Origin of the sequence: Marseilla massiliensis (assembly GCF_023336985.1) — a bacterium.
Lineage (GTDB): Bacteria > Bacteroidota > Bacteroidia > Bacteroidales > Bacteroidaceae > Prevotella > Prevotella intestinigallinarum.
Map to the genome: position 1 here is coordinate 63,883 of NZ_JAMBLP010000005.1, position 14,974 is coordinate 78,856.

6 protein-coding genes are annotated in these 14,974 nt (G+C 46.4%); all 6 read left to right on the forward strand.

Annotation, left to right across the window (positions count from 1 at the left end; all coding sequences use genetic code 11):
* Positions 1 to 14 precede the first annotated feature (14 nt).
* The 6 genes from M3089_RS05415 to M3089_RS05440 all read left to right on the forward strand — a co-directional run bounded on the left by M3089_RS05415 (position 15) and on the right by M3089_RS05440 (position 14,968).
* The gene (locus M3089_RS05415) at positions 15 to 2,726 is read left to right on the forward strand and encodes a fasciclin domain-containing protein (protein WP_249082265.1); all 2,712 of its coding nucleotides are present in this window, start codon (positions 15 to 17) and stop codon (positions 2,724 to 2,726) included.
* A 40-nt stretch (positions 2,727 to 2,766) separates the two neighbouring features.
* Entirely contained in the window at positions 2,767 to 6,099 is a 3,333-nt protein-coding gene (locus M3089_RS05420; RefSeq protein ID WP_394802250.1) for a SusC/RagA family TonB-linked outer membrane protein, read from the forward strand.
* Positions 6,100 to 6,261: 162 nt separating this feature from the next.
* A complete protein-coding gene (locus tag M3089_RS05425) occupies positions 6,262 to 7,836 on the forward strand; it encodes a RagB/SusD family nutrient uptake outer membrane protein (protein WP_394802252.1) in 1,575 nt (524 codons plus the stop codon).
* A 24-nt stretch (positions 7,837 to 7,860) separates the two neighbouring features.
* Positions 7,861 to 9,945, forward strand: coding sequence for a fasciclin domain-containing protein (locus M3089_RS05430; RefSeq protein WP_249082269.1), 2,085 nt, complete (start codon positions 7,861 to 7,863; stop codon positions 9,943 to 9,945).
* A 22-nt stretch (positions 9,946 to 9,967) separates the two neighbouring features.
* Positions 9,968 to 11,662, forward strand: a complete 1,695-nt coding sequence (locus tag M3089_RS05435; protein WP_249082270.1) for a fasciclin domain-containing protein — start codon at positions 9,968 to 9,970, stop codon at positions 11,660 to 11,662.
* A 162-nt stretch (positions 11,663 to 11,824) separates the two neighbouring features.
* Positions 11,825 to 14,968 carry a SusC/RagA family TonB-linked outer membrane protein gene (locus M3089_RS05440; RefSeq protein ID WP_249082273.1) on the forward strand — a complete coding sequence of 1,048 codons (3,144 nt, stop codon included), beginning with the start codon at positions 11,825 to 11,827 and terminating at the stop codon, positions 14,966 to 14,968.
* Positions 14,969 to 14,974: the final 6 nt, after the last annotated feature.

A 14,974-nucleotide genomic window follows, 5' to 3' on the forward strand; every position in this document is an offset into this window, starting at 1 on the left:
AAAAACATAAAAGCATGAATTGCAAACAAATCAGGCACGGTGCCTTCGGCCCTATGATTGCCATAGGGCTAATGTTGGGAACCGCAACATTATTCCAGTCATGTGAGGATGATTTGCTCACAGGACAGCCGTCGTGGTTGGGCAACTCTATTTATGACGAGTTGGACTCTGATGGCAATTATAAAACGGTGTTAAGGCTTATTGATGACTTGGGGTTTCATGATAAGATGAGCCGTACAGGCTCTGTGACAATATTTGTTGCAGATGACGCTGCTTTTGACCAATGGTTTCAGACAAACAAATTGGGCGTGAGGTCGTACGAGCAATTGTCGACCGCACAAAAGAGACAGCTCCTCAATAAGTCGATGATAAACAATGCCTATCTCATTGAGTTAATGTCTAATGTAAGTGCCGACCCACCAGAGGCAGGAAAGGCAATGAGGCGTCCTAATTCTTCGAGTGTCTTTGATTCGATTTACGTGATGAGGCACGAAGACATGAATGGGGATATGCCGGCCTGGGCATGGTATAAGCAAAACAAAAAGGATATCATACTGTTTAAGGACGGTAGGATAATGAACAATGGCTCGGTGGCTGGATTGTCGCAGCCGATGATTCACCTATTGCCTGCGTTCATGCGTAAGCAGGCGTTTACTGATGAAGATGTGCGTATCTTGACAAATGGCAAGGCCACGTCGGTCAACGATGCCTTTGTTGAAGGCCGAAAGGTGGTTGAGCGTGACATAACTTGCAAGAATGGTTATATACATAAGGTGGACGGAGTCATTGAGGGTTACGACAACATGGCAGAAATATTGAGGCAGCATCCGAACATGTCATTGTGGTCGCATCTCATTGACCGTTTCAGTGCACCGTATTATGACAAGTATAAGACAGAAGAGTATAATCGTCTATACGGGCGTGATGTCGACTCCGTGTTCACCCTGCGTTATTTTGCCGATTCCAGAAAAGATGGGCTTGCCGTGACTGCATATCCGTTGACATCTGGAAATCCTGTAGAGGAGAAAGTGCCGGCTACTCTTACATTTGATCCGGGCTGGAATCAATATATGTATGAGAACACCAGTGGTTATGACCTTCACTATGACGCAGGGGCAATGCTGGTGCCGAGCAACGAGGCTTTGCTGAAGTGGTGGAATGCCGATGGTAAAGTGTTGAAAGACAAGTATGGATCTTGGGATAATATACCTGAATTGGTGTTGTCAAAGTTGCTCAGGGTAAATATGCTCGGAACCTTTACCGATGCCATACCTTCAAAATTCTCATCCATTGTCAACGACGCCAAGGTGTCAATGGGGGTCAAGGTCTCTGATGTGGACAGTTGTTTCATTGGTTGCAATGGCGTTGTTTACCAGACTAATCGTGTGTTCAGTCCGATGGAATACTCAAGTGTTTCGTTCCCGGCCCTTATTCATCAGGATCTCATGAGTGTAATATATTGGGCTATCGACGAACTGGAGTTCACCCCATATCTAAATTCAATGGACTCATATTACAGTCTGATGTTGCCAACAAACACGTCGATGCTTACCTATGTAGACCCATGTACATACGGCGATACCCGACAGACGCTTCTCGAGTTCTATTATGACTTAAGAGAGAAAAAAGTAAAGGCACATCGCTATTTATGTACCATTGGCGATGATGGAGAAATTGTTATTGGCCAGAAAATAGTTGAGAACGTTCCGGAAGCACAGGTGAAGAATCGTCTTAAGGATATAGTTAACCAGATGATTGTAGTAGGCAACATAGAAAACGGATATAGCTATTATAAGTCAAAGAATGGCACCATGGTAAAGGTTGCCGATGCTGGGAAACCCGGGCAGATGACCGTATCGGGTGGCTGGCAGTTGGAGCATGGCTTAAGTGTCAGGGTAGATTCCATTTATGATATGTCAACTACCGGCAATGGCAAGTCGTATAGCATTTCCAGCCAAGTGCCCATGCCTGCATCCAAATCTGTTTATCAGACACTTCTTGAACATGAAGAGTATTCGGAGTTCTTGAAGTTGCTGGTAGGATCACAGTATCTGGACAAGGACGATATAATACTTGCAAGCAGCGTCAAGCTGGGTGACAACAAATACAGTTGCCTGAATCCCAATAGCAACAGTAACATAAGTTTGTTCGGAACATACAACTATACTGTTTATGTTCCAACGAATGAGTCAATACTCAAGCTGGTTAATGACGGGGTTCTGCCCACGTGGGATGATTACGACGAACAGTTCTTGCTGTCGGAGAATGCGCCTTCGCAAGAAGAACGCGATGCAGCCAAGGCGGCATGCACAATGATTAAGAACAGGATACTTGATTTCGTTAAATACCATATCCAGGATAATGGTGTCGCAGTGAACGGAGCGCCTGAAACAGGCGAGAATGGTGTTGCCATATTCAAAAACAACTACGAGACGATGGTGCTTAACGCGGAGACGAACCGTTACTACCCGGTTGCGGTTGACGTTTCAAACAAAGGGCTGAATATAACCGACTTGACAGGAAATGTCCGCAAAGTTGTTAAAAACACAGGCCTTTATAATAATATCTGCCGCGAGTATTGGGTGTCAGGTTCTGGCTACAACAAACTTCTGTATACTTCGGCCGATGCCGTGGTTCATCAGATAGACGGACCATTGTTCTATAGCAATAGCCAGAAGACATTGTGGAAGAATGAAATATCGAATGCAAAATTAAGGAGGAGATAATTTTATGGAATACTATAATTGTAAAATGCAGGCACGAGAGATGCGTCGCACAACCAATAGCTTGCTTCGGGTCATACTCTCGATGCTTCTTATTGTGTTAAGCTCTCCGGCTTTCTCGCAAACAACAACTGTTCATGGAACATTGTCCGACGAAATGGGGCCGTTGATGGGTGCAACCGTTTGCGAAATTGATGTGAACGGGCGTATCATTAATTCAGCAATCACCGACTTGAATGGTAATTTCACAATGTCAGTGAAGAGCGACAAGAACAAGATACGTTTCAGCTATGTAGGTCTCAAACCGCAGACAATGCCTATCAACCGTACTGTTTATAATGTGAAACTTGGCAATGCCACACAATTGAAAGAAGTTACTGTAACCTCCAAGAAAAGAGTTGGTGGCAATAACCTTGCTGTGCCCGAGCGAGAGATTTCATACGCCAGCCAGAGCATCAACATGAAAGAGTTTGAAGGTTTGTCGTTCACTTCTGTTGACGAGGCTCTGCAAGGGCGTATTGCCGGTCTCGACATCGTGGGCAATTCCGGTGACCTTGGTGCGGGCTCTACAATACGTTTGCGTGGCGCTTCGTCTCTGTCGTCTCTGACAGACTCAAACCCTCTTATCGTTATCGACGGCAACATTCGCAGCGTCGATTTGACCGGCTACGACCTGGCTTCGGCAAGCAATGAAACATTTTCTGAATTGCTGAACATAAATCCTGAAGACATCTCAGACATCAAGGTGTTGAAAGACGCTGCAGCCACAGCCGTTTACGGTAGCCAAGGTGGCAATGGTGTAATTGAGATAACTACCAAGCGTGGCGCCATGGGGGCTCCAAGGGTGTCTTATTCTTTCAAACTTACCGCAACACAGCAGCCCAAGGGTTATGAGTTGCTCAGTGGCGATGACTACACTATGATGCTCAAAGAAAGCTATTTCAATCCGACCCAGGATGATAACAGAAGCCAGAGCATCAGGGAAATCAACTACGACCCAACCTTTTCGGAGTACGAGCAATATAACAATAATACCGATTGGCGCGATGCCGTAACCCAAATCGGGTGGCGTCAGAACCATTATATATCGATAACCGGAGGAGGTGAAAAAGCGCGATTCCGTATTGGTGGCGGCTATGATACAGAGAAAGGAGCTGTCATCAAGCAAGGCCTTGACAGGTTCTCTACCCGTGTCGCCTTGGACTATTATGTCAGCGAGCGCATAACCGTTTCAACTAACTTTGCGCTTACTTACACGAAGACAAAATTCAACAGCGATGGGCTTTTGGCTATTGCAATGAAGAAGATGCCCAACATGAGCATTTACGAGCAAGACCCGGTGACTGGTGAAGACACTGACCGTTTTTACGAAATGTTGCAATCTGCGTCAAGTGTGTTCGACAAGAATCAAAAGGACTTGGTAAACCCGGTGGCAAGTGCCTACTTGGCCAAGAAGACGAGGAGTACATACGACCTTGTGCCCGAACTGGTGATAAACTATCGCCTTCTTGGTACGGATGATCAGCACACACGTCTTGATTGGCGTGGTAGTGTGTTGATGAGTGTATATAATCAATACGACGATTCATTTTATCCAGCAGAACTCAAAACCGTATCGTGGGACAATGGTGTCAATACAGCTTCTTCGTCAAGCTTGAAGAGCGTGAATTTTAATACGAAGCAGACACTCACGTTTACTCCGCATTTCAACAATATGGATCACTCTCTCATCATGATGGGGCGGTTTGAGTTGAATTCGGGCACAAATAGCTCTCAGTCTAACGGAGCCAAGCTACTTCCTTCTGGTGGCATCGAAAGCCCTGATGCCGGCGGAGTGAATACGGGTCTGGCATCATCATATTCACAGTCGCGCACCATGTATTTCACTTTGTCTGCGCATTATGCATACAAAGGCAAGTATATGGCAGATTTCTCTATGCGTGCCGATGGCACCACGAAGTTTGGCCCCAACAAGCGTTGGGGGTATTTCCCGGCATTGTCGCTGCGGTGGAATATATCTGACGAAGAGTTTATGAAGCCTGCACGCAAATGGCTTTCAATGCTTTCGTTGCGTCCGAGCTGGGGACGTGTGGGAACGGCACCGAGGATTGACTACCTGTATACAAGTAAATATGCTTCGGGAAACAAATACATCGACATGCAGACTATGTACCCTTTAAACATACGCCTTACCGATTTGCGTTGGCAGGAAACGTCAAGTTACAACTTGGGTGTTGATATTGGTTTGTGGGATGACAAGTTGACCATGGCCATCGAGACATACCGTTCCACCACATCAGACATCCTTCTTGAGAATTATCGCATACCGTCTAACAGCGGTTTCGTGACAGTGCCTTACCACAATAGTGGCAAGATGCGCAATGTCGGTTGGGAGTTCCACGTAAACACCAACAGGCTGATAAAATTCGGAAAGGCTATAATGGACGTAAATGCCAACTTTGGCAACAACCGCAACGAGATACTTGAAATGGACGAATATGTGCTCAAGTCGCTCAATTCAACTTTTGCCTATAAGAATGGTGAGTGGTTGCGTCGCGTTCAGCTGTTCAATCCCCAGGGAGCCATTTATGGCTTCAGGTACAAGGGTGTCTACCAATATAATTATGAGACATTCAAGGATCTCGATGAAGAGCAGCGTGCTGCCTTCCTGGCTTCCGGTAAGACAGCTCCTGTAGCCTTCAATTCAAAAGGCCAGGTTATTGTTGACTCTGAAGGCAACCCATTGCGCATGCGCTACAACTATAATAATGATGGCACGGGCAAGAATTATCCATTCACCGGTGGAGATGCAATATATGAAGACATAAACCATGACGGTAATATCGATGCTCTCGACATTGTGTACCTTGGAAGCTCATTGCCCAAGCTTGTCGGAGGGTTTGGCTTTACCTTGACATACAACAAATGGCGCTTTACAGCCCAGTTTGCTTACCGTGTAGGTAATATGATATTGAATATGGCCCGACTTCATGCTGAGTCTATGACTGGAAATGACAATCAGAGCCAGGCAGTGAACTACAGATGGCGCAAGGAAGGCGATGTGACGTCGATACCGAGGGCAATGTTTGGTGAGACTTCCAACTATAACACTTTGGTCAGCGACCGGTTTGTCGAGTCGGGATCTTATTTGCGCGCCAGTTATTTCCAGCTTTCCTATGCGTTGGAAAAGAAACAGCTGAAAGCTCTGGGATTAAACCGTATATCATTGTATGCCAGCGCAAACAATCCTTTTGTAATCACAAAGTACACTGGCGTCGACCCTGACATAAGCGCTTGGGGATATGACCCGGCTATAGATAACGCACAAACGCCACGTACGCGTTCATATACATTAGGTGTAACTGTTGATTTTTAAATGAAAGATGTTATGAGAATAAAAAATATAATTTGGGGCGTATTCGCTGCTGGCGTTATGTCATCAGGACTTTCGTCTTGTGGCGACTTTCTGGAACTCGAGCCCCAGAACGAAATAATATTAGAGAAGTTCTAGAATGAGAAGGCCGACGTTGACGGTATCATCGCTGGCTGTTATTCTGGCATGCAGTCAAACAACCTGATGCTCCGCATGATGATATGGGGAGAGTTCAGGAGCGACAACATATCCAGAGGGCAGAACCTGGACAAGGATTTGAACATAGAGAATGTCCTCAAGGAAAACATCCTTGCAACAAACTTCTATACAACATGGGACGGCTTTTATAGTATCATCAATAGGTGCAACACGGTGATAAAATATGCTCCGGGCGTTGCAAAGAAAGACCCGAACTTTAGCGACAGTGAGCTAAAGGCCGACATTGCAGAAGTTACGGCATTGCGCGCGCTTTGCTATTTTTATTTGATACGCACGTTCCGTGACGTGCCGTATTCAACCGAGGCGTTTATAGATGATAACCAGAAGATGGATTTGCCTGCCACTAAGTTTGATGTTGTGCTCGACACCCTCATTGGCGACCTTGAGAGAGTAAAAGACGACGCTGTTGAGAAATACCCAGAGGCAAGTTCGGCGCAACGCCTCTATCAGACAGGGCGCATTACCAAGATGGCCATCTATGCCATGTTGTGCGAGATGTATTTATGGAAGAAAGACTATAACAACTGCATACGTTACGCTGATCTTGTCATCGACAGGATGAAGAAGCAGGCTAAAGAAGCCAATGGCGGCATGGTCAATGATGACTATGCAAAAACCAACGGCTACCCTCTGATTCCAACCGACTATAACAGCTCAATGTCTACTTTCGGATATGCCTATAACCAGATATTCGGTACAGGCAATAGTTCCGAAAGTATCTTTGAGCTGACCTTCATGCCAGATGACAACATGCCATCTAACGGAGCCGTTAGTCTTTGCTATGGCAACTCCAAGAACTCCGGCATCATGGGATACGCATCAGCATCGTCATTTATAGGCGATGACATGGAGTCTAAGACCTTTGCCGTGTTCAACAACAAGTATGATGCGCGGGCGTATGAAAATATCATGCGTGGCAATGTTATAATAAAGTATGCGCACACGCTGTCGCAGATTAACTTTTCTTCTGGTACGGCTGAGGTTACGGTGAGTGGCTTTTTCCCGGAAAACAAAGTTAAGACCAACTGGATAATATATCGCCTGTCGGACATAATGCTCCTAAAAGCCGAGGCTTTGGCTCAGTTGATAAGCAATAATGAAACCTTTACGGAACAAGACGAGCGTTACTACAACGAAGCGTTTGCTTTGGTAAATGCGGTCAACAAGCGTTCTTTGTGCCAGCCGTTAAGCCAGATTAAAGATACGCTTGTGGCTACAGCTTACAACACAAAGGAGAAAATAGAGTTGCTCGTCATGCAGGAGCGCCAGCGTGAATTGATGTTTGAAGGAAAACGGTGGTATGACCTCGTCCGTCGTTCACTCAGGGATGGTAACACAAATTTCCTCAGCACACAGGTGCTCCAGAAATTTACCTCCAATACGTCTGCCATACAAAACAAGTTCAGAAAGCTTGATGCCATCTTTTGGCCATATAATGTAGACGAGTTGAAAGTGAACAAGAATTTGCATCAGAATCCTGCTTTCGGTAGTGGTGAGAATAATAGTTATAAGAATAATTGAGATTGGTATCAACATAAATGTAAAATGGAGAATTCTATGAAGCGGCTAAAATACATATTTGTCGGTGTCGTATGCGCACTGACCGGGATGGCTACCGTAAGTTGCTCTGACGAACCTGATGATGAGAATTTCTATACATTTACAGGTGAGATGATGAGCGACTATTTCAGGAACAGGCCGGAATACAGCGACTTTGCTTACATTGTCGACCAGGCTGGCATGACCGATTTGCTGTCGGCATACGGCCACTATACATGCTTCCTTCCTTCAAACAAGGTGGTTGAAAACTATTTGAACAAGAAGGGTTTGAATAGTGTAAAGGATCTTACCCTGGAACAGTGTGACACCATCGCACGCACGCATCTTGTCAATAACATGTATGCGACTATTGACATGAACGACGGTACGCTGAATACTGCCAACATGAACAAGAGGTACATACAGATTACTCATACTGTAGACAAGAACGACAACTCTGTCGTACAACTCAACCGTATGTCAAACATCATTTTCGAACTGAAAGACGATTCTGTAGAAAACGGAATAATCCACCCGATAGATGTCTTGCTTGAGAATTCCAACAGTTCAATATCTGATGTTTTGAAGGCAAATGACAGGATACGCATCTTTTACGAAGGTCTTGTTGCCACCGGCCTGCGTGACACACTCATTAAGACGAAAGACGAGTCGTATGACGGTTCGAAATATGGAACATATTCATACACGTCTGATTTCTGGCGCGAGATAGCTGTCGCTCCTGAGGAGAAAAAGTATGGTTTTACTGTTTTTGTCGAGCCTGATGACTTGTATGAGAAAAAGTTCAAGGAATACGGCATTTCCACATCCAACGGCATGGTAAGGGCTCTTTATGACCTTGCATGCATGATTTATGACCCTGTTTTTGCCGACGACGATGATTACAAGGCAGCCTATGGCTTTGACAAGATCACAGACAGGAATAATCCTCTCAATATGTTTATGGCCTACCACATACTCACGCGCGACGTGATAGGGTGGAACAAGCTTACTCCGATAGAGGTTCACTCCGGCATAGTGGATGGTGCCATAGGCATTAAGATAGACAAGATGAATCCTTGCGACTGGTATGAAACATTGATGCCTCGCACCATGATGAAGCTGGAGCAGGCCACGGTGCGCGAATATATGGGGAATTCTGAGCGTGGGCAAAGATACATCAACCGCCGTGTAGATGACAAGTTTTCCATTGATGGCAGTAAAATCCAGCCCACGGTCGAGGCCGACTATCTGCAGGATGCACCCAATGGGCGGTATTTCTATATTGACGATATCATTGCCTTCAATAAGGACACTCAGGAGAAGGTGCTGAACGACAGGATAAGGATGGACTTTTCCACTATCTTCCCCGAAGTGATGACAATGAACATGCGTCTTAACGGTGACCCGACAAAGGATGATGAAAGTTCTAAAGCCGACCAGACATTTAAGAACGGAAAGAATTATTGGTTCCCAAAGGGCTATCTTGACAATGTGACCATGGAAGGTAACGGAGTGCTTGTATACCGTCGCCCTCACTGGAACTTCTGGTCGTACGAAGGTGATGAATTCAATCTGTTTGGCGACTATGACTTTACATTCCGATTGCCTCCGGTGCCATACGAAGGTGAGTATCAGATTCGCCTGGGATTCTGTGCCCTTGATACCCGTGGCGTTGCACAAATCTACTTCGATGGTAAGCCCCAGGGCATACCTGTAGACATGCGTAAGCGCTTGTCTGACGAGACAATACTCGGCGACCAGTTCGGCACAAAGAAGTGGGCAGACATGACAGATGAGGAGAAGGCTGAAGACCAGAAGATGCTTAAAAACCTCGGTTATTATCGTGGTGCCTACGGTGGCTACCATTCAAGCGGTTCCACAATCAACGAGTTTGTAGACAACCCGCGTACATACAGGCTCGTGCTTTGCACTGTGCACATCAACCCGAAGAAAGACCATTATATCCGCGTACGTTGCACATCGTCGAGCAAGCTTGGTAACAACAACGAGTTTATGATGGACTACTTGGAGATTGTCCCCAAAAGTGTTTATGGGATATCGTCGAGTGGTGCAATGGAGACAGATCTGTAATTGATTGAAAATTAAAATAGTTATGGCAAGATATAATATAACAAACAAAAGGTTGTTGGGAACTGTTGCGGTGGCCTTGAGCATTGTGGCATGTACTGATAATTGGGATGAGCACTATAACATGGGTTCTCCTTATGACGGAAACTTGTGGGAAGCAGTTTCATCCAATCCCAATCTGACAAATTTCGCACGCGTCATCGAAGCATGCGGGTATGATTCGTCATTGGTAAGTTCTCAGATGTTTACAGTGTTTGCTCCGACAAATGATTATTTCACTGCAGAGGATGCAAATGCTCTGATATCGGTATACAATGAGCAGAAAGCCAAGCATGTGAAAGACAACGACAACATGACAATAAAGGAGTTTGTCCAAAATCACATCGCCCTTTACAACTATTCCGTATCCAGCTTGAGCAACGACTCAATAGTTATGATGAACGGCAAGTATTTGCCTCTGACTTCCAGTTTTATTGGTGGGTCACAGATGTCGTCAAGCAAAACAGTTGGCAACGGTATCCTGTACACGGTCGACGGTCGGCTGCAATATTCCCCGAATGTGTTTGAATATCTTGAAAAAGATGCAGACCTTGATTCGGTTGCGCGCTTCCTTTATTCTTTCAATAAGTATGAGTTCCAGCCGGCATTGAGCGTGCCCGGCGATATCGTTGACGGCAAGACCCAGTATCTTGATTCCGTTACGACATTGACTAATGAAATTTTTGTAGAGTTGGAAGCCCGTCTCAGTTCTGAGGACAGCACATATTGGATGGTTGTTCCTACCAATGATGTGTGGAGCGCTTTGGTGCCAGAATACGAGAAATATTTCCAGTACGACAAGTCTGTTAACAAGCGTGACTCGTTGCAGTTTGTCAATGCTCGCATGGCCTTGCTCCGTGGAACGATATTCAGTCGTACCAACAACAGTGACCAGTCGGTCAAGGACTCTGCCATGTCTACAAATGCCGTACCGTATGTGCTGCGTCGTTTCTTTTATGGCTCAAGTTCAGACAAGTATTACCAATATGAACGTCCGTTCGAGCCGGGTGGTGTCTTTTATGGGTCACCGTCAGACAAATGTAGTAATGGCCTCATATATAAGGCCGGTGATTGGCATATAGACAAGACTCAGACATTCTTCCAGACTATACGTGCCGAAGGAGAAAACAATGAGCGCCTCGACTCCGTTGACCAGGCTTCGACAAATGCTCCGTTGGCCATCTACAAGGTGTCGCCAAGTAATAAGTTTTATGATAAGATTTCCGGCAAATCCTATTCTGAGATATCTCCTGCCAGTGGCGCTGCAACTAACATAAAGGCAGTGTTCAACATTCCAGGTGTTTTGTCAAACATCGGCTACGATATTTATGTCGTAACAGTTCCGGCTTTGGCCGGCGATACATTGGCTTCTGCAGCTGATCGCCTGCCTACCAAGTTCAGAGTCAGGATGGCTTATAACGACGAGAACGGGAAGCAGCCTGCAAAGGAGTCTAACTGGACTTTGCTTAAGCAGGCGTTGCAGACAACTCCCGATGCTGTAGATACGTTCCTGGTGGCAGAGAATGTCAAGGTGCCATATTGTTCATGGGGTAACAACATGCAGCCGCAGGTTAAGATTATCTTCGATACGCGTGTAAGCAACGCTGATGTGAGGAATGGCGTATTCAACCGTATCCTCCGCATTGACTGCATTGTTTTCAAGCCACATGATGAAGAATAAAACTTATTAACATAACTATAAAGTGACATCAAAATGAAGCTCAATAATATCAGATATAATAAAACACGTTATTGTGTTCCGGCTGGGGCATTAATGCTATGCATGGGGATGTTGGTGTATGCTCCTAATGTGTTGGCCCAGACCGATGAACCAGATGTTGTCTTGAAGAAATCCGATACCCCAAAGCAACGGCAGTATACTCTGCGTGCTGTCGAGGGGCGTGTTACAGATGCCGATGGCAATCCTGTGTTTGGTGCAATGGTTAAGGCCATGAATGTCGAGGGCTACAGTACGCTTACAGAGGAAGATGGTACTTACAAGCTTTATGTCCCGGTGTTTTCCAGTTCGTTGATTGTTTCAGAGCCGAAACACAATCCTGTGGTCATCGGGTTGCTTAAGGGCGAGAGGCAATATGATGCAGTAATGCATTCAATGTCATTCACTGCCGACTACAGCGACGACCAGAATGAGTTTGGCGGCAAGAGCGCAACATCGTTCAACTATACGTCTGCCCTGAATGTAAAGGAGGAGATACAAAAGCAGTTGGGCGGAATGGCATATACCAAAATGCGTAACGGCACACCCGGCATAGGTGGCGATATCTTTATCAACGGCATTAATTCGTTGAATGTCAATGCCCAGCCTCTTGTCGTTGTCGATGGCGTTGTGCTCGACCAGCAGTATGGCCGAACGATGATTCATGACGGGTTTACCAACGACATCCTTTCAAACATAAGCCCGGCAGACATTGCCAAGGTTACAGTGCTTCGCAACGGGACGGCGCTATATGGCGCAAAAGGTGCCAACGGTGTCATACTGATAGAGACACATCGATGCAGAAGCCTGGCAACACGTATCTCTGCCACCCTCTCGGCTGGCGTGACCACCATGCCCAAGTTCATCGACATGATGGATGCCGAGCAGTACAGGGGATATGCCTCGGAGATGCTTAAGACCACTTTGTCGAAAAACAGGGAGTTCAAGTTCCTTAACAATGATCCAGGCTATTATTATTACAACCAGTACCATAACAAGACCGACTGGAAAGACAAGATATACCGCACGGCCATATCTCAGAGCTACGGCATAACGGTCGAAGGCGGTGACAATGTTGCCACATATAATCTGTCGGTCGGATATACCAAGGCGAACAGCACCATGGAGTATAACGACATGTCGCGCCTTAACGTTCGGTTCAATACAGACATCAACCTGCTCAAGAATCTGTCTGTGAGGTTTGATGCTTCATTTGCCGACATCACACGCGACATAAGGGACGATGGCGCTCCTTCCGGTTATAGCGAAGGCACCCCAACGTCGCCTGCGTTCCTGGCCTATGCCAAGGCGCCGTTCCTCAGCCCCTACGCCTTCGGCCGTGGTGTCATATCCGATTCGCATCTCGATATTGTTCCCGAGAGCTACTTGGACGAGGCATTGGCCAACTATCCTGATTACAACTGGAAACTTGCCAATCCCGTAGCCTTGAATGAGTATGCTGAGGCTTCAAACAAGAACCGCTTTGAAAATTCGCTGTTAAACATATCAGTATGGCCCGAATACCGTTTTTCGCCCAATCTGTCGATAAGCGAGCACTTTAGCTATACATTGGTAAACACTAATGAGAAATACTATATTCCTATCAATGGTGTGCCGTCATACTACGTTGCCGCCGTCAACGGCTTCAGGACCAATGAGGTGCGTTCGCTTTTCTCAAAGCAAAACTCGGTCATGAGCGACACTCGCTTGTCTTGGCATAATAGGTACGACGCCCACAACGTAGAGTTGTTTGGTGGTGCCCGCATTTTGTGGGAGTCGTATTTGCTCAACAATCAGTTGGGATACAACACCGGCAGCGACAAAACTCCTTTCATGAGTTCCAGCCTTATGAATGCCAGTTCGTTTGGAACTAAAGACAATTGGAACTCCCTGGCCTGGTATCTGCAGGCAAACTATGATTATATGGGCAAGTATTTCCTGCAGGGCAATGTCACCATTGAAGGTTCGTCTCGTTTCGGAAGCGAGGCTTCCGGTTTAGACCTATTCGGTGCCAGATGGGGTGTGTTCCCGTCGGTGCAGGCATCGTGGGTGGTGACCAACGAGCCTTGGATGGCCAAATCCTCGGTGTTCGACTATTTGCGCCTGTCGGCAGGTTACGATGTCAGCGGAAACGACGACATCGACTACTATGCCGCGCGCAGCTACCTGAGGTCAAAACTGTTCCTCCATGCCCTGTCGGGCTTGTCTATCGATGGCATTGGCAATACGCAGATTAAGTGGGAGACCACGCGCCGCGTCAATATCGGACTCGATGCAAAAATGCTCAGCAACCGTCTGTCGTTGTCGTTCAACCTATATAAGAGCTGGACGAGCGACCTGCTGACCATGCAGAGCATCGGTTTCTTGTCTGGCCTCGACTCCAACTGGTCTAATGGCGGAAAGCTTGAGAATGTAGGGCTTGATGTAGCTGCAATGGTCAAGGTCATCTCAAATCGCAATTGGCAGTGGGAAGTAGGTGCCAGCATGGGGCACTATAAGAACAAGCTGACCGAGTTGCCTGACAACAAGACATACATTGACAACGAGATGTATGGTGCAGTAATACGTTCGGAGGTTGGCTCGCCCGTCAATATGTTCTACGGCTACAAGACCGAGGGCGTGTATTCAACGTCAGAGCAGGCAAAGGCAGCCGGATTGTATGTTCTTGACGCCAATGGCGTGACTAAGCATTATTTCGGTGCCGGCGACATGATTTTCGTCGACAGGGATGGAAACCACGAGATAAATGGGAACGACCGTTTCATTATCGGCGACCCCAATCCGGATATTTTCGGCAATATTTCCACATCATTGTCATATAAGAACATCAGGCTTGATGTTTGTTTCAATTACAGTCTGGGCAATGACGTTTACAACTATATGCGTTCGCAGTTGGAGGCAGGCAGTCGTTTCATTAACCAGACCACCAACCTGCTTGGCAGGTGGCAGTCAGAAGGCCAGGTGACAAGCGTGCCGAAGGTTGTGTTCCAGGATCCTATGGGCAACTCGCGTTTCAGTGACCGTTGGATTGAAGACGGTTCGTATCTTCGTTTGAAAACAGTGACCTTGAGCTATCGCCTGCCAATTAGCTCGCAGTACATACAAGGCCTCGAGTGTTGGATACAGGGCAACAACCTTTTGACGCTGAGTAAGTATCTCGGTTCCGACCCTGAGTTCTCTGCCACGACATCTGTCATAGGGCAGGGCATAGACTGTGGCCAGCTGCCGCAAAGCGCCTCGTTTGTTGCCGGTGTGAGAATCAATTTGTAAAACATA

What these genes read in the sequence shown, in the direction of transcription:
- M3089_RS05420 (WP_394802250.1), top strand. Translation starts at nt 2,767, where the DNA reads ATGCGTCGCACAACCAATAGCTTGCTTCGGGTCATACTCTCGATGCTT.
- M3089_RS05435 (WP_249082270.1), top strand. Translation starts at nt 9,968, where the DNA reads ATGGCAAGATATAATATAACAAACAAAAGGTTGTTGGGAACTGTTGCG.
- M3089_RS05415 (WP_249082265.1), top strand. Translation starts at nt 15, where the DNA reads ATGAATTGCAAACAAATCAGGCACGGTGCCTTCGGCCCTATGATTGCC.
- M3089_RS05430 (WP_249082269.1), top strand. Translation starts at nt 7,861, where the DNA reads ATGGAGAATTCTATGAAGCGGCTAAAATACATATTTGTCGGTGTCGTA.